Source organism: Herbaspirillum sp. WGmk3 (assembly GCF_023952535.1).
GTDB classification, from domain to species: Bacteria; Pseudomonadota; Gammaproteobacteria; order Burkholderiales; family Burkholderiaceae_D; genus Herbaspirillum; species Herbaspirillum huttiense.
Map to the genome: position 1 here is coordinate 24,927 of NZ_JAKYWT010000004.1, position 14,899 is coordinate 39,825.

The 14,899-nt window shown below is 63.5% G+C and carries 16 protein-coding genes; 3 read left to right on the top strand and 13 right to left on the bottom strand.

Going from position 1 to position 14,899, the window contains the following annotated elements; genetic code table 11:
* Positions 1–8: 8 nt before the first annotated feature.
* From alkB to MKD49_RS15815, 4 genes are all read right to left on the bottom strand, one after another.
* A complete protein-coding gene (gene alkB / locus MKD49_RS15800) occupies positions 9–662 on the bottom strand; it encodes a DNA oxidative demethylase AlkB (protein ID WP_252696786.1) in 654 nt (217 codons plus the stop codon).
* Entirely contained in the window at positions 659–1,570 is a 912-nt protein-coding gene (locus tag MKD49_RS15805; protein ID WP_204725251.1) for an alpha/beta hydrolase, read from the bottom strand. The genes alkB and MKD49_RS15805 overlap by 4 nt, the downstream gene beginning before the upstream one ends.
* 53 nt (positions 1,571–1,623) lie before the next feature.
* Positions 1,624–2,766, bottom strand: a complete 1,143-nt coding sequence (gene ada / locus MKD49_RS15810) for a bifunctional DNA-binding transcriptional regulator/O6-methylguanine-DNA methyltransferase Ada (protein ID WP_252696787.1) — start codon at positions 2,764–2,766, stop codon at positions 1,624–1,626.
* 185 nt (positions 2,767–2,951) lie between these two features.
* Positions 2,952–3,470, bottom strand: a complete 519-nt coding sequence (locus MKD49_RS15815; protein ID WP_039785713.1) for an Lrp/AsnC family transcriptional regulator — start codon at positions 3,468–3,470, stop codon at positions 2,952–2,954.
* Positions 3,471–3,617: 147 nt separating this feature from the next.
* On the opposite strand from MKD49_RS15815, the gene hppD reads away from it, so the two are divergent.
* Positions 3,618–4,733, top strand: a complete 1,116-nt coding sequence (gene hppD, locus MKD49_RS15820; RefSeq protein WP_204725249.1) for a 4-hydroxyphenylpyruvate dioxygenase — start codon at positions 3,618–3,620, stop codon at positions 4,731–4,733.
* Between the two features lie 193 nt (positions 4,734–4,926).
* Complete coding sequence (locus tag MKD49_RS15825; RefSeq protein WP_039790353.1) at positions 4,927–5,274, top strand: FlxA-like family protein; 348 nt, start codon at positions 4,927–4,929, stop codon at positions 5,272–5,274.
* A 42-nt stretch (positions 5,275–5,316) separates the two neighbouring features.
* On the opposite strand, the gene MKD49_RS15830 is transcribed toward MKD49_RS15825, so the two are convergent.
* The 8 genes from MKD49_RS15830 to MKD49_RS15865 form a co-directional block, all read right to left on the bottom strand.
* On the bottom strand, positions 5,317–6,684 hold the full coding sequence (locus tag MKD49_RS15830) for an MFS transporter (RefSeq protein ID WP_252696788.1): 1,368 nt from the start codon (positions 6,682–6,684) through the stop codon (positions 5,317–5,319).
* Between the two features lie 66 nt (positions 6,685–6,750).
* The gene (locus tag MKD49_RS15835) at positions 6,751–7,794 is read right to left on the bottom strand and encodes an amidohydrolase (protein ID WP_252696789.1); all 1,044 of its coding nucleotides are present in this window, start codon (positions 7,792–7,794) and stop codon (positions 6,751–6,753) included.
* Positions 7,787–8,485 (bottom strand): RraA family protein, encoded by a 699-nt coding sequence (locus tag MKD49_RS15840; RefSeq protein WP_252696790.1) that lies wholly within the window; start codon positions 8,483–8,485, stop codon positions 7,787–7,789. The genes MKD49_RS15835 and MKD49_RS15840 overlap by 8 nt, the downstream gene beginning before the upstream one ends.
* A gap of 26 nt (positions 8,486–8,511) precedes the next feature.
* The gene (locus MKD49_RS15845) at positions 8,512–9,714 is read right to left on the bottom strand and encodes a pyridoxal phosphate-dependent aminotransferase (protein ID WP_252696791.1); all 1,203 of its coding nucleotides are present in this window, start codon (positions 9,712–9,714) and stop codon (positions 8,512–8,514) included.
* A 37-nt stretch (positions 9,715–9,751) separates the two neighbouring features.
* Positions 9,752–10,480 (bottom strand): amino acid ABC transporter ATP-binding protein, encoded by a 729-nt coding sequence (locus MKD49_RS15850; protein ID WP_121038928.1) that lies wholly within the window; start codon positions 10,478–10,480, stop codon positions 9,752–9,754.
* Entirely contained in the window at positions 10,480–11,175 is a 696-nt protein-coding gene (locus MKD49_RS15855) for an amino acid ABC transporter permease (RefSeq protein ID WP_204725621.1), read from the bottom strand. The genes MKD49_RS15850 and MKD49_RS15855 overlap by 1 nt, the downstream gene beginning before the upstream one ends.
* A 10-nt stretch (positions 11,176–11,185) precedes the next feature.
* Positions 11,186–11,884, bottom strand: a complete 699-nt coding sequence (locus MKD49_RS15860; RefSeq protein WP_121038925.1) for an amino acid ABC transporter permease — start codon at positions 11,882–11,884, stop codon at positions 11,186–11,188.
* Positions 11,885–12,002: 118 nt separating this feature from the next.
* Positions 12,003–12,806 (bottom strand): ABC transporter substrate-binding protein, encoded by an 804-nt coding sequence (locus MKD49_RS15865; protein WP_121038922.1) that lies wholly within the window; start codon positions 12,804–12,806, stop codon positions 12,003–12,005.
* A 175-nt stretch (positions 12,807–12,981) separates the two neighbouring features.
* Here MKD49_RS15865 and MKD49_RS15870 point away from each other — a divergent pair, with 175 nt between their 5' ends.
* Complete coding sequence (locus MKD49_RS15870) at positions 12,982–13,881, top strand: IclR family transcriptional regulator (RefSeq protein WP_252696792.1); 900 nt, start codon at positions 12,982–12,984, stop codon at positions 13,879–13,881.
* 85 nt (positions 13,882–13,966) lie between these two features.
* Here MKD49_RS15870 and MKD49_RS15875 read toward each other — a convergent pair whose 3' ends face one another.
* A complete protein-coding gene (locus MKD49_RS15875; protein WP_134134981.1) occupies positions 13,967–14,806 on the bottom strand; it encodes an ABC transporter substrate-binding protein in 840 nt (279 codons plus the stop codon).
* Between the last annotated feature and the right edge of the window lie 93 nt (positions 14,807–14,899).

Sequence of the window (14,899 nt, forward strand, 5' to 3'; positions counted from 1 at the left end):
GGCAGCGCTCAGCGCGCGCGGCGGAAAGTCAGGTTGTAGCGGCAGCGCCCGGTCAGCGGGTGCTCGCCGTCGCGCAAGGGATCGACACCATGGAAGGCCAGCCGCGCCGGGCCACCCCACACCACCACATCGCCACTCTCCAGCCGCATGCGCTGCGGCTTGTCGGCGCGCGCCATGCCACCGAACAGGAAGGTCGCGGGCAGACCGAGCGAGACCGAGACAATGGGCTGGTCCATGTCCAGTTCATTCTTGTCCTGATGCAGCGACATGCGCGCACCGGGTTCGTAGCGATTGATGAGGCAAGCGTCAGGATCGAATCCTGCAAACCCCGCCGCCGCTGAGGCGCGCGCGGCCAATCCCGCAAAGGCCTCAGGCATGGCTGGCCAGTCGCGCTCGGCCAATGGATCGAGCGACTGGTAACGATAGCCGCGACGATCCGTCACCCATCCAAACTGGCCGCAATTGCTCATCGCCACCGACATGCGGAAACCGCCCGGGGTCTGCATGTGGCGCAGGGGTGAGGCGGCCAGAACCTTGTCGATGGCCGCCATCAAGGCTGCGGCTTCCTCTTCGCCGACAAAGGCGCGCAGCAGCAGCGCACCTTCGGTGATGGTCTCCACCGAAGGATCACGCGCCAGGCCAGCGAAGAGGTCACCGCTCACTTGGAAGGCTCCGGACGCGGTGGCGGATTTTCAATGAATTGGCTCACTTCTTCGAGAGTCGGCGCGATGAAACGCAGCGGCCGAGAGAGGCTGCCCACCAGCGAAGCGTGCGAGGTGTTGTCGAAGTAGCGCTCCACCACCGGCACCTGCTGTGCACGCAGCAGTTTGGCCAGGCCACCGGTATTGCGTTCGGCGCCCACCAGCTTGTCCTTGTGCGAGGCGATCAGCAACGCGGGCGGCGCACCGGCCTCCACGTGCCGCACCGGCTGCGAATCCGGTGGCGAATCGGGCGCGAAGAAGACCGGTTTCACATCCTCGTTTTCGATGGGCAGGAAGTCATAGGGTCCGGCCAGGCCGATCCAGCCGCGCAGCTGTGCCGGCGAGGCCCCGGCTGCGCGCAGCCAGCGCGCATCGAGCGCCACCATGGCTGCGTTGTAGGCACCGGCGCTATGTCCCATGACAAAGACGCGCTGCGGATCGCCACCCAGCTCGCGCACCGAGCGCAAGGTCCAGGCCACGGCCTGGGCGCTGTCCTTCACGAAATCGGGATAACGCACTTCGGGATAGACGCGGTAATCAGGCAGTACGGCAATGAAACCGCGTGAACTCAGGGCCTCGCCGACGAAGGCGTAATCCTTGCGGCTGCCCTCGTTCCAGCTGCCGCCATAGAAGAACACCACTACCGGCAAGCCCGGACCGGAGGCGGTGGCCGGCGCGTTGGCAGGACGATAGATGTCCAGCTTTTGACGCGGGTTATCAGTGTTGGCGTAGGCCACCCCTTCGGTCTTGACGTAGGAAGAAGCGGGCGTGACGGCATTGATGGCCGACAGCGGCGAACAGGCGACCACACCACCCAGGATCAGTACCGCGCCCGCGAATGCGAGACCAGCCTTGCCAAGAACATGCATGCGCAACTCCAGCGATGAAGGAAGGCCTATTGTAGCTGCGCAGGGCAAAGGCTTCAGGCGCGCTGGTCTTTCGGGCTGGCGGCGTCTTCCCTGCCCTCGGCTTCGCGCGCCAGCAAGGCGCTCTTGCGCGCGATGCCCCAGCGATAGCCGGAGGGTGCGCCATCGAGCCGGACGATGCGATGGCAGGGAATGAGCACGGCGATCTCGTTGCGCGCACAGGCATTGGCGACCGCCCGCACCGCCGCAGGCTGGCCGATGCGCGCAGCCAGTTCGGCATAGGTCAAGGTGACCCCGGGCGGCACTGCGCGCAGTGCTTGCCACACACGCTGCTGGAAGGCGGTACCGCGCACGTCCAGTGGCAAGGCGGCACCCTGTTGCGGATCGTCCAGCGCGGTCAGTACTTGCGCCAGCGTCTGCTCGAAGGCGGCATCGCCGGGGGCGAGATCGGCATGGGGGAAACGATCCTGCAGTTGCCGCAGCAACTCCTCCGGCTCGCTGCCCAAGGTGAGCGCGCAGATGCCCTGCTCCGTGGCCGCCACCAGCAAGGCCCCCAGCCAGCATTGCGCAACGGCGAAGCGGATCTTCTCGCCACGGCCGCCACGACGATAGGTCGCCGGCTGCATGCCCAGTTGCGCCTTGCTCTGAGCATAGAAGCGGCCACTGGAATGGAAGCCGACGTCATAGAACGTATCGGTCACGCTGGCACTGCCGCCGAGTTGCGCGCGCAGGCGGCCGGCGCGATGGGCATCGGCATAGGCCTTGGGAGTGAGGCCGGTGTGCTGCTTGAAGACCCGATGAAAATGATGACGGCTCAAGCCCGCGGCCTGCGCCAGCGTGGCCGTATCCGGCTGTTCCTCGGCCTGCGCGATCAGGCGGCAGACTTGCGCGATGGCCTGTGCCTGGCGCTCGTGCAAGGGCGGCTGGTCCGGCTTGCAGCGCTGGCATGGACGAAAGCCCGCTGCTTCGGCCGCAGCGCAGCTGGCGTGGAAGGCCACGTTCTTGCGCAAGGGTGTGCGTGCCCCGCAGGAGGGCTTGCAGTACACGCCGGTGGTGCGCACCGCATACCAGAACCGGCCATCGAAAGATGCATCGCGCTGCTGCACGGCTTGCCAGCAGGTGTCGGGATCGAGTCCGTTGACGTCGGCGGCGGAGGCAGCGGAGCTAGTCGGCGGAGGAGAAGAAGTCATGGTCAGCATGGAGCGCTCCCGGAATCGGATGCCACTGATTCTAGGCCTGCGCTGACGGGGCAGCACTCCGGCGATTGCTTTTGAATTCCTGAGCCGGATTAGAGGCGGAGAAAAGCCTGATAAAAAGCATCATTCGATTATTCAATCATTGAGGCATCCAATCATTGAATAAGGGCATCATGCTTTTTGAAGCCTCACTGCGAGAAGCGGATGCGCTGGCGCGACTTCACCGGCTGCATCACGTGTTCCAGCGGCAGTTCGTGGGACTGCTTGACCTTTTTGAGGGTGATGTTGGACTTGACGTTGGTCACGCCCGGCAGGCGCAGCAAGCGCGTCATCATGAATTCAGAGAAGGCCGCCAGGTCGGGGGCCACGATGCGCAGGATATAATCGCCCTCGCCCGTGACGGAGAAACATTCGGTCACCTCCGGCATCGTTTCCACGGCCTTCTCGAAGAGTTCGCCTCGGGTTTCGCCCTGGCGGTCCAGAGTCACGGTGGTGAACGCGGTCACGCCCAGACCGACCACGGCCGGGTCCAGCACGGCGGTGTAGCGTTCGATGACATGGGCTTCTTCCAGCCGCTGCACGCGGCGGCTGATCTGCGAAGTGGACAGGTGGACTTTCAGACCGAGGGCGCTATTGGTAATATGGCCATCTCGCTGCAGTTCGGTCAGCAAGGCCAGGTCGTAGCGGTCCACGTTGATGATGCTCATTTGTCTCTCCAAAGTTCATATTTAAGAATTATTTGTGCATATTATCTAATATATCGCGCAAAAAACAATCACAAATTGCAGTCTTGACGCAATAAACTCCTCGCATGGGCCGCGCTTGCCGGCCCTCCCCACACGAGGAGACACCAGATGGGCCACGCAGACACCCAGTTCGCCACCGCAGCCGCCAATTCCCCTGCCCGCGCCAGCGGCGACCTGTTCGACAATCCCATGGGCACCGACGGCTTCGAGTTCGTCGAGTACACCGCCGCCGACCCGGCCGGCATTGCCGCCGTGCTGGAGCTGATGGGCTTCACCGCCGTGGCGCGCCACCGCTCCAAGAATGTCACCCTGTATCGCCAGGGCCAGATCAACTTCATCCTCAACGGCGAACCCGGCAGCAATGCCGCCGCCTTCGCCCAGGTGCACGGGGCTTCGGTGAACGCCATGGCCTTCCGCGTCAAGGATGCGGCCCATGTGTACAAACGTGCACTCGAACTCGGTGCCGAAGGCGTGGAAGCCAAGCTGGGCCCGATGGAACTGAACATTCCTGCCATTCGCGGCATCGGCGGCTCGCTGCTCTATCTGGTGGACCGCTATGGCGACAATGGCTCCATCTATGACGTCGACTTCCAGTTCTTCCCGAACGTGGAGCGCAATCCCAAGGGCGTGGGCCTGACCTACATCGACCACCTGACCCACAACGTCATGCGCGGCGCGATGGATACCTGGTCGTCGTTCTATACGCGCCTGTTCAATTTCCGCGAGATCAAGTATTTCGACATCGAGGGCAAGGTCACCGGCCTGCGTTCGCGCGCCATGACCAGCCCCTGCGGCAAGATCCGCATTCCCATCAACGAGAGTGCCGACGACAAGTCGCAGATCGAGGAATTCATCAAGCAGTACAACGGCGAAGGCATCCAGCACATCGCCCTGGGCACCGACGACATCTACCAGACCGTGCGCGCGCTCTATGCCCGTGGCGTGCCGCTGCAGGACACCATCGCCACCTACTATGACCTGGTGGAACGCCGCATCCCCGGCCATGGCGAAGACCTGGCTGCCTTGCGTGAACTGAAGATCCTGATCGACGGCGCGCCCACCGATGGCCAGGGCCTGCTGCTGCAGATCTTCACGCAGAACCTGATCGGGCCGGTGTTCTATGAAATCATCCAGCGCAAGGGCAATGACGGCTTCGGCGAGGGCAATTTCAAGGCCCTGTTCGAATCCATCGAGCTGGACCAGATGCGCCGTGGCGTGATCTGATCCCCTGACCGAAGCCACTGCGGGCCGCCCTGAGCAGCCCGTCTGTCAAAGGCGCAGCACCCTTTTCGGGGCTGCGCCTTTTACTTTTTTTACTTTCCGTGGCTCAAGATGTCCGCGTGGCTGCCGTAAAACAAAGCGAAGGCACTATCGCAGTCCCCTTGCAATCCTTGCGCCCCTGTGGGCTGGAGTTCGCATGAACGTCGCGTATGAACAAGAACAACCTGCCCACGCTGAAGTCGCAGTGGCAGACACGCTGGACCATGACCCCGCCGAGCTGGTGGCGCAATTGAGCCACCGCATTCTGCTCCTGCAGCAGCAGGCGCAGTCCCTGGCGCGTTTCCCGGGCAACCGGGATGGCAAGCAGCAGCGCCAGTTGCTGCAGCAGCAGATCCGCAATCTCTACCAGCAATTGTTTGCGCTGGAACAGCAGCAGGCGCAGCAGCGCCGCCGCAGCGAAAACTATCTCAGCATGGCGCTCTCCGTGGCGGCTCATGCGGCGCACCAGCATGCGCATGGCGAGACGGTGGCACCGGCGCTGTAAGCCCGGCAAGCCCGGTCTCGACGCCCTGCTCCGTCCTCCCGCTCAATAACGCAGCCGCGACAGGCTGACCACACTGGCCGCGCCCGCCAGGGCGGCGGCAAAGCACAGGACCAGCGCATACGGCGAGCCCGAGAACCCCATCAGCATCGCCACCACCGACGCCCCCACGGTCTGCCCGGTCAGGCGTGCCGTGCCCAGCATGCCGCTGGCTCCGCCGGTCCGTTCACGCGGCGCGGCACTGATCATGGTGCGGTTGTTGGGCGACTGGAACAGTCCGAAGCCGATACCGCACACCGCAAACATGGACAGCATCAGGCCATCGGGCGTGCTGCGGTCCACCGTCAGCAAGGCCAGCAATCCCAGGCACATCACGGCCAGCCCGATCCCCCCCAGCAAACCCGCAGCGACGCGGTCCGACAGCTTGCCGGCCACCACGCCGGTCAGCGCAACGGCCACCGGCCAGGCCGTCAGCAGCATGCCCGCACGCGCGGCGCCCATACCCAGATGATTCTGCAGCATGAAGGGCAACATCACGAAGACCGCCATCTGCGCTGCAAAGGAGCAGAACGACGTCCCGATCGACAAGGCAAACAAGGGGATGCGCAGCAGGTCCAGCGGCAGCATGGGCGCGCTCGGCGACTGCAGCTTGAGCAGCAATGCCAGGCTGATGGCGGTCAGCAGCGCGCAGCCCGCCACCACCCAGCCGCCCTGCAGGTGGCCGATGGCATCGATGGTGTAGAGCAGCAAGCCGATGAAGGCCATGCACAGCAGCGCCGACTGGCGATCGAAACGGCGGGCCGACAAGGGATTGAACGGCAAGGCGCGGCTGCCCACGGCCAGCGCCGCCAGTCCGAGCGGGATGTTGATGAGGAACAGCCAGTGCCATGAGCCCAGATGCAGGATGACCCCGGCCACGGTGGGCCCCAGCGCATTGCCGGTCCCGGCCACCAGCGCGTTGTAGCCGATGGCCCGGCCCAGCTGCCGGGCCGGATAGATGAAGCGGATCAGCGCGGTATTGACCGACAGGATGCCGGCCGCCCCCAGCCCCTGCAGCACGCGCGCCAGGCTCAGCTGCAGCATGTCGCCGCTGGCTGCACACGCCAGCGAGGCCAGGGTGAACAGAAACAAGCCGCCCAGGTAGACGCGCCGATAGCCGATCACTTCGCCCAGGGAGGCCAGCGGCAGCAGGCACACCGCCATGGCGATCTGGTAGCTGTTGATGACCCAGATGGCATCGGCATCGCTGGCTTTCAGGTCGGTGGCCATGACCGGCAACGCCAGATTGGCGATGGAGCCGTCGAGCACCGCGATGCTCAGGCCCAGCACGACGGTGGCGATGGCCAGCAGGCGTTGCCTGGCTGGCAGGCCGTCGGCGTCATGCGGGACGGCGCTGATGGGGGATACTTGCACTATCTGCCCTCAAAGCTTGGGAATGACCATGGACGAAGGTGGCGCCCGAATGAGGGCGATATGCTATCACTGCCCTGCCGCCTGCAAGCGATAAACTTCCCGGGCCGTGCCACTGAAGAGCGCCGTGCGCTCAGTTGCGGACAAGTCCGAGCTCAGGCGCTTGAAGGCATTCCACAGGCTGACATAACCGAACATGCCCTTGTCCACCGGGAAATTGCTCTCGAACATGCAGCGTTGCGGGCCGAACAGGTCGATGCAGGTCTCGATGTAGGGCCGCCAGGCCTTCGCCAACTGTAGCGAGTCGGGCGGTGCCGCCTGCCGCTGGAAATCCCAGCCTCCCACCCGCATGCCCAGACCGCCCAGCTTGAGCCAGACATTGGGCAAGGCCGCGATGGCCTGCATGCCTTGCGCCCACTCACGCCGTACCGCCTCGCGCCGGCCGACATAGGGTCCTGCACCGAGCGGACCGCCGCAGTGATTGAGCACAATGCGTGTGTGCGGACAAGCGCGCGCGAGCGCAAGCACTTCATCAAGCTGGGTGTGATAGGCCCAGACATCCAGCGACAGATCGTAGCGGGCCAGCAGGCGCGCCCCGGCACGAAACGCCTCCTGCGCCAGCAGACCAGGCGGCGGTGGCTGGGGATTGCTGCGGATGGCCGCGTCAGGATGCCAGGCGGTGGTGTTGCGGATACCGCGCAGGCGGCCATTGCCCGCTTGCAGCAATGCGTCCAGTACGGCTGGCAGCTCTGCGTCCAGCATCAGGTCGGCAAAGCCGACGATGGCCGAGCAAGCCCGCACCGCCCCATACTGGCCGCTGGCCGACTGCGCGGCCACGCCATTGGCGAATTCCACCTCGCCCACCGGCTTCATGGCCTGCGGCCCGCCCTGCCGGTACATCGACCGACATTGCACGAAGACCGTATCGGTGATGCGATGACCGCTGTTGAGGTCGGCCATCCATTCATCGAACAGGTAGCGGCTCCCGGCGCGGTCCCACAGGTGGTGATGGGCATCCACGATGGGCAACTCCGGTTCCAGCACCGCTTCCCGCGTCAGCGCCAGCCATGCCGGACGGACCTGCAGATGCGGCGAAGCAGCGGCGTCAGCCATGGCGAATGCGCGCCTGATCGCCCCCTTCGCAACCCAGGCGCAGGAGGGCGGCATCTATCCATCCACGGTCAGTGCTGCCGGCCCGGATGGCGGCCATTTGGGCAGCTTCGGCGTCATTCTTTGCCTTGGCGGCGGCATAGACGGCCGCCACATCCTCGTAGGCCACGCACAGCAGGCCATCACTGTCGCCCACCACCAGGTCGCCCGGCGCGATGACCATGCCGTCGATGGCGATGGCGACGTTGATCTCGCCCGGTCCATCCTTGTAGGGACCGCGATGCGTCACGCCGGCAGCAAACACCGGGAAGCTGCCCGACTGGATCGCATCCACGTCGCGCACCGCGCCATGGATGACGATGCCCCCCAGGCCGCGCTGTATCGCGTGCGCCACCATCAGCTCGCCAATGATGGCATTGGACAGGTCGCCACCCGCATCGACCACCACGATATCGCCCGGTTCTGCCAGGTCCAGTGCCTTGTGCACCATCAGGTTGTCACCCGGGCGCGACTTCACCGTCAGGGCCGGTCCCGCCAGCTTGCCGCCGCGATGCAGCGGGCGCAGCCGCGCGCCGGCCGCGCTCATGCGCGCCATCGAGTCACTGATGTTGGCCACCGGGATGGCGGCAAAATTCTTCACGTCCTGCTCGTTGACCTTGCGCGTGCGCTCGAGAATACGGAATCCTGCAGACATGATGTTCTCCTGGTTGATGGAAGGGCTTAACGCAGACTCGCGCAGAAATTCTGGATGCGCAGGCATGCCTGGCGCAGCCGCTCGGTCGAATCGGCATAGGACAGCCGGAAGTTCGGTCCCTGCCCGAAGGCACTGCCATGCACCAGCGCCACGCCTTCGGCCTGCAGCAGCAGCGAGACGAAATCCTCGTCGCTAGCGATGGTCTGGCCATCCTCGGTGCGCTTGCCGATCAGCCGCTCGCACGACGGGAAGACATAAAACGCCCCTTCCGGCACCGGGCAATCCAGCCCCTCGGCCTGGTTCAACATCGACACCACCAGATCGCGCCGCGCCTGGAATACCTTGCGGCTTTCATGGATGTAATCCTGCGGGCCGTTCAAGGCTTCCAGCGCCGCCCATTGCGATACGGAACTGGCGCCGGAGGTGAGCTGGCCCTGGATCTTTTCCATGGCCTTGATCAACGGCAGCGGACCGGCGGCATAGCCGATGCGCCAACCCGTCATGGCGTAGGCCTTGGAGACGCCGTTCATGGTCAGCGTGCGTTCGTACAGTTCGGGTGCGATCTGGGCCGGCGTGGTGAACTCGAAGTCGCCATAGGTCAGGTGTTCATAGATATCGTCCGAGAGGATCCATACATGCGGATGGCGCTTGAGCACCTCGGCCAGCGCCTCCAGCTCGGCGCGGGTATAGGCCGCACCGCTGGGATTGCAGGGGGAATTGAACATCAGCCATTTGGTACGCGGAGTAATGGCGGCCTCGAGGGCTTCCGGACGCAGCTTGTAACCGGCTGCCCGCGTAGTCTGTGCGTACACGACACGCCCGCCGCACAAGGCCACCAGTTCGGGATAGGAAACCCAGTAAGGCGCCGGCACGATCACTTCATCGCCGGCGTTGACGGTAGCCATCAGGGCGTTGGCGATGACCTGCTTGCCGCCGTTGGAGACGATGGTCTGGGCCACGCTGTAATCGAGCTGGTTCTCGCGCTTGAACTTGGCCACCACGGCCTGGCGCAACTCGGTGATGCCCGCCACGGCGGTATAGCGGGTTTCGCCGCGGGCGATGGCAGCGTACGCGGCTTCTTTGATGTTCTCGGGGGTATCGAAGTCGGGCTGCCCCGAACTCAGGGCGATCACGTTGCGGCCTTGGGCGGCCAGCTCGCGCGCCTTCTGGGTAATGGCGATGGTGGCCGAAGCCTTGATGCGCGACAGTGAATCGGAAATGAATGCCATAGGGGTCTCGTGGTGGAAATGCGGTGAAATCGTGGTGTCAGGCGTGGCGGATATCGGCCACGAACTTGCGGGCGCGCTCATGTTGCGGGCGCTCGAAGAAGTCTTGCGGGGTGGCACGCTCCAGCACCTGGCCATCGGCCATGAACAGCAACCGGTCGGCTACCTCGCGGGCAAACCCCATCTCATGCGTGACGCAGACCATGGTCATGCCCTCGGCAGCAAGCTGCTTCATGACCTGCAAGACCTCGCCCACCATCTCAGGGTCCAGCGCCGAGGTCGGTTCATCGAAGAGCATCACCGGCGGCTTCATGGCCAGGGCGCGGGCGATCGCCACACGCTGCTGCTGGCCACCCGAGAGCTGGCCCGGATAGGATTGCGCCTTGGCGGCCAGGCCTACCTTGTCCAGCAGGCTCATGGCCGTTTCGCGAGCGGCTTTCTCCGACAGCTTGAGCACACGCATGGTGGCCAGCATCACGTTGCGCTCCACGCTCATGTGCGGAAACAGGTTGAAGGACTGGAACACGAAACCGATGCGGCTACGCAGCTTGTTGATGTCGACGCCATTGCCACGCACGTCCTGGCCATCCACATAGATCTGTCCATCGTCGATGGGCTCGAGGCGGTTGATGGTGCGAATCAGCGTCGACTTGCCCGAGCCCGACGGGCCACAGACGATGACCACTTCGCCGCGCTTGATTTCCTCGTTGATGTCGCGCAGGGCGTGATAGTGGCCGTACCACTTGTTCACATGATTGAATCGGATCATCAGAGACTCCTGAATTGACGTTTTTGTTTGATGCGGCGCTCGGCCAGTCCCACCATCGAACTGAGCAGGTAACACAGGGCGAAGTAGGTCATGGCCAGGAGGAAGTACACCTGGAAGGGCTTGGTCAGCAGCTGTGCGTTGACCTGGTAGGCTGCATAGGTGAGTTCATTGACGCTGATGATGTAGGCCAGCGAGGTATTCTTGATCAGCGAAATCAACTGATTGAGAATGCTCGGGATCATGTTGAACAGGGCCTGCGGCAGCACCACCTCGCGCAGCGTGGTGAAGTAGCCCATACCGAGCGAACGCGCCGCCTCGACCTGCCCTTGCGGGATGGCCAGGATGCCGGCCTTGATGACCTCGCCCAGGAAAGCCGTCTCGTAGGCCACCAGCGCGCAGATCACCGTGGTGGTGCCGGAGATCGGCTTGCCGGTCAACAGCGGCACGATGAAGTAAGCCCAGAAGATCAGCATGAGTACCGGCAGGCCGCGCAAGGTATGCACGATGCCGGCGGCCGGCCAGGCCACCCAGCCGATGCGGCTGGTACGGGCGATACCGAAGAGCACCGCCAGGGGAAACGCGCAGACCAGCCCCGTCACCGCCAAGATCAGGGTCAATGCGAGACCACCCAGGGGACCGTGCGGAAATTCCCCGATCAGCAGTTGCAGGCCATAGGTACGGAGGATATCGAGCATGTCGAACATGTCAGCGCCCCTTCACGGCCAGATGCCGTTGGTTGTACCAGGCTCCCAGTGCCATGATCGACCACGACATGAGCAGGTAGAAGGCCGATGCCAGGATGAAGGTCTCGAAGGTGCGGTAGGTTTCGTTTTCGATCTGGCGGCTGGCGTAGGTCATCTCGGCCACACCGATGGCCATGGCGAGGCTGGTGGACTTGAACAGCGACAGCGACTGGTTCACCAGCGGCGGCACCGAGATGCGGATGGCCTGCGGCAGCAGCACGTCGCGCATCGACTGCAGATAAGACAGCCCCAGCGCGCGGGCTGCTTCCATCTGGGTTTCCGCCACCGAGCGCATACCGCTGCGCAGATCCTCCGACATGTAGGCCGCACTGTTGAGGGACAGCGCGATCAAGGCAAAGATGAATTCGCCATTGTGGTCATTGACAAAACCGGTGATGCTCGCCGGCAGCAGCTCGGGAATACCGAAGTACCAGACGAAGATCTGCACCAGCCCAGGCACGTTGCGGTGATAGTTGACGTAGGCGGCAATGGCCCACTCCAGTGGTGGCAAGGCCAGGGTACGCAATGCCACCAGTCCTACCGCCAGGAGGAAGGCACAGACCCAGGCTGCAGCGAACAGCCACAGCGTGGTGAGGGCGCCACCGATGAGCCAGTCCAGATACTGGCCCTGCAATACCGCAGCGAAATCGAGATTGAGCATGTCATCGCTTTCTTGCTAGGACTGCCTGGCGCGTGAATATCGCCAGGCAAAGGGCAAGCCGCTCCCGCACGCACCGGGACAAGCGGTGCGCGGGATCATTGCGGCTGGAACGATAGGCTTACTGGAAGGCGGAGATGGGCGTGAGCTTTTTCTCGCGCGGGATGTTGAATTTGGTAGAGGGGCCGAACCACTTGTTCCACAGGGCATCGGTCTGGCCACTCTTCTCCAGCTTCTCGAGGGCGTCGTTGACCGCCGCCAGCAAGGCCGGCTCATCCTTCTTGACGCCCATGGCCGTGGGCTCCCAGGCCAGCGCTCCGTCGAGGAACTTGTACTTCCCTTCCGATTCATTGACGAAGCGGATACCCGAGGGCTGCGACAGCGCCAGCGCTTGCACCTTGTTCTGAGCCAGCGCCAGGAAGGCTGCCGGCGTGTCCTGGAAGGTCAGGATGGTGGCCTTGGGCAGTGTGCGGCGCGCATACAGTTCCGGCGTGGACCCCTTGTTGGCGCTGATGCGCTTGTCCGCCAGATCCTCGATCTTGCTGAAACCGCCGTTGCTGTGGACGATCAGCTTGATCGGCGTCTGGTAATGCGCCGCAGTGAAATCGATCTGCTGTGCCCGCTCCTTGGTATATCCCAGCGCAGCGACCACCAGGTCCACCCGTCCCAGCGTCAGCTCGGGGATGCGTGCCTCCACCGAGACGCCCTTGTGTTCCAGCTTGACCCCCAACTCCTTGGCCACTGCCGCGCACATATCGACATCGAAGCCCACCACCTGGCGGGTGGCCGGATCGGGAAAGCCCAGCGGCTCACTACTGGTCAAGGTGGCGCATACCAAGGTGCCGCGCGCCTTGATATCAGACAACCGGTCAGCATGCGCCGCCGTGGCGAACATCAGCGAAACGGCCGCAGCCGCGATTGCCATACAGCTCTTGTGAAAGCGCCCCACATTCATTTTCATTCCCTTTCCCTGGTTGAACAACGAAGCTCGGTTCAACAAATCATAATTGCATTATGATTTTTAAACAAGCGTGATTTCTCCTTATTTTTCATGAACTTAGCGCGTGTTCCGCGGCGGTGCAAAAAACCTGAAAAGGGGCATGCGGGCTCCCGCCGCCGGTGCAGAAAAGGGGGGCGCCGGCACCTTTTGGTGCGCCGCGCCAATCGAAAAAGGTGTGATAACCTCGCCCCATCGAGAAACGCAAAATGGATTTATGAAAAAAAAGAATGAGCCCGAGAACAAGGATGCAGTGCCCGACCGCACCGTACTGGGGGCCGAACGTAGCCTGGCAATCCTGAGCGCCTTCATTGATGCGCCCGAGCCGTTTGGGCTCACCGAGCTGGAAGCGCGTACGGGGCTGTTCAAGAGCGTGATCCACCGCTACATGATGTCGTTCATCAAAGCGGGATATGTCGTGCAACGGGCAGACAACTCATATCAGTTGGGGCCGCGCGCCTATCAGTTGGGCAAGGCCTTCGAAGCCCGGTTCGACTATGCCGACTTCATCATGCCCACGCTGGAGAAGCTGGTCCGGGCGACCGGCGAAAGCACTGCCTTCTATATCCGCCAGCAAGAGCAACGGCTTTGCCTGTATGCGGCCGAAACACCGGCCTCGGTGAAGGCCACAGTCAAAGCCGGCAGCCTCTTTGCCATGGACCAGACCTCCAGCGCGCAGGTGTTGCGTTTCTTTTCCGTGCCGGGGAATGCGGCGCGCTCGGGCGGCCGCTATGTCAGCATTTCGGTCGGGATCAACAATCCGCTGTCTTCGTCGATGTCGGCTCCGGTGTTCGGCGCCGGCAACGCATTGGTGGGTGCGCTGACCATTTTTGGCCTGAGCCTGCGCTTCGACCCGGCCGCCAGCGAGGCCATGCGGGCCACTCTGCTGCAGTTGGCGCAGGATTTGTCAGCCAGGCTGGGGGCCTCCCCCCAAGTCTATTGTTCACCCACGGCCGATATCTTCGATGAGGCTGCCGCGCAAGCGGTTGCCGGCGACGGATAAAGGCAGCACCAGGCCGCGGCAATGCCGGGACGTCCGCCGTACCACGCGCGGGAACCGGAACTGGAACTGATTTGAACCAAGCCTGCTAGCGCAGGCTGGCAATGGGCGTGAGCTTCTTGTCGCGGGGAATATTGAACTTGGTCTTGGGACCGAACCACTTGGTCCACATGGCGTCGATCTCGCCGTCCTTTTCCAGCGCGACCAGCGCCTTGTTGACGGCGTCCAGCAGTCGGTGCTCGCCCTTCTTGACACCCAGCGCCGTCGGCTCCCAGGCCAGTGCGCCTTCGACGAAGCGGAAGCGTCCGCCCGATTCGTTGACGAAGCGGATCCCCGAGGGCATGGCCACGGCCATGGCATCGACCTGCCGCTGGGCCAGCGCCAGGAAGGTTTGCGGGGTCTCAGGGAAAGTCAGCAAGGTGGCCTTGCGCAGTACGCGCCGCGCCGCCTGCTCCGGGGTGGAACCGCGATTGGCGCTGATACGCTTGCCTTCCAGGTCGGAGACCAGATTCAGTCCGGAATCGCTGTACACGAGCAGCTTGATCGGCGTCTGGTAATGCGAAGCCGTGAAATCGATCTGGCGCGCCCGCTCGCGGGTATAGCCAAGTGCGCCCGAGACCAGGTCAACCTCGCCCTCGATCAGCGCCGGCAGTCTTGCCTCCACGGTCAGGCTCCGCTGTCGCATCTTGACGCCCAGCTTGGCGGCGATGGCACTGCACATGTCCACATCGAAACCGACGATCTGGCCGCTCTGCGGATCGGGGAAACCCAGCGGCTCATTGCTGGCCAGCGTGGCGCAGATCAGCGAGCCACGCTCCTGGATCTCGCCGAGCCGGTCCGCGTGTGCCGCAGCGGGAATCATCCAGGCGCTGGCCAGCAGCAGGCTGCCCATGCCCAGTTGCTTCAGGTGCTGCGAAATCTTTTTCATGCTTTTCCTCATCGAATGTCGAGGATAGCCCGAAACAATCCCGAATGTCACTCGCAGCAGACCATTGCCACACAAAAGCCGCCACGCAGCACA

Coding starts and splice junctions, on each gene's coding strand:
- MKD49_RS15805 (WP_204725251.1), bottom strand. CDS start 1,570: ATGCATGTTCTTGGCAAGGCTGGTCTCGCATTCGCGGGCGCGGTACTG.
- ada (WP_252696787.1), bottom strand. CDS start 2,766: ATGCTGACCATGACTTCTTCTCCTCCGCCGACTAGCTCCGCTGCCTCC.
- MKD49_RS15815 (WP_039785713.1), bottom strand. CDS start 3,470: ATGAGCATCATCAACGTGGACCGCTACGACCTGGCCTTGCTGACCGAA.
- hppD (WP_204725249.1), top strand. CDS start 3,618: ATGGGCCACGCAGACACCCAGTTCGCCACCGCAGCCGCCAATTCCCCT.
- MKD49_RS15825 (WP_039790353.1), top strand. CDS start 4,927: ATGAACGTCGCGTATGAACAAGAACAACCTGCCCACGCTGAAGTCGCA.
- MKD49_RS15835 (WP_252696789.1), bottom strand. CDS start 7,794: ATGGCTGACGCCGCTGCTTCGCCGCATCTGCAGGTCCGTCCGGCATGG.
- MKD49_RS15840 (WP_252696790.1), bottom strand. CDS start 8,485: ATGTCTGCAGGATTCCGTATTCTCGAGCGCACGCGCAAGGTCAACGAG.
- MKD49_RS15845 (WP_252696791.1), bottom strand. CDS start 9,714: ATGGCATTCATTTCCGATTCACTGTCGCGCATCAAGGCTTCGGCCACC.
- MKD49_RS15850 (WP_121038928.1), bottom strand. CDS start 10,480: ATGATCCGATTCAATCATGTGAACAAGTGGTACGGCCACTATCACGCC.
- MKD49_RS15855 (WP_204725621.1), bottom strand. CDS start 11,175: ATGCTCGATATCCTCCGTACCTATGGCCTGCAACTGCTGATCGGGGAA.
- MKD49_RS15860 (WP_121038925.1), bottom strand. CDS start 11,884: ATGCTCAATCTCGATTTCGCTGCGGTATTGCAGGGCCAGTATCTGGAC.
- MKD49_RS15865 (WP_121038922.1), bottom strand. CDS start 12,806: ATGGCAATCGCGGCTGCGGCCGTTTCGCTGATGTTCGCCACGGCGGCG.
- MKD49_RS15870 (WP_252696792.1), top strand. CDS start 12,982: ATGCGGGCTCCCGCCGCCGGTGCAGAAAAGGGGGGCGCCGGCACCTTT.
- MKD49_RS15875 (WP_134134981.1), bottom strand. CDS start 14,806: ATGAAAAAGATTTCGCAGCACCTGAAGCAACTGGGCATGGGCAGCCTG.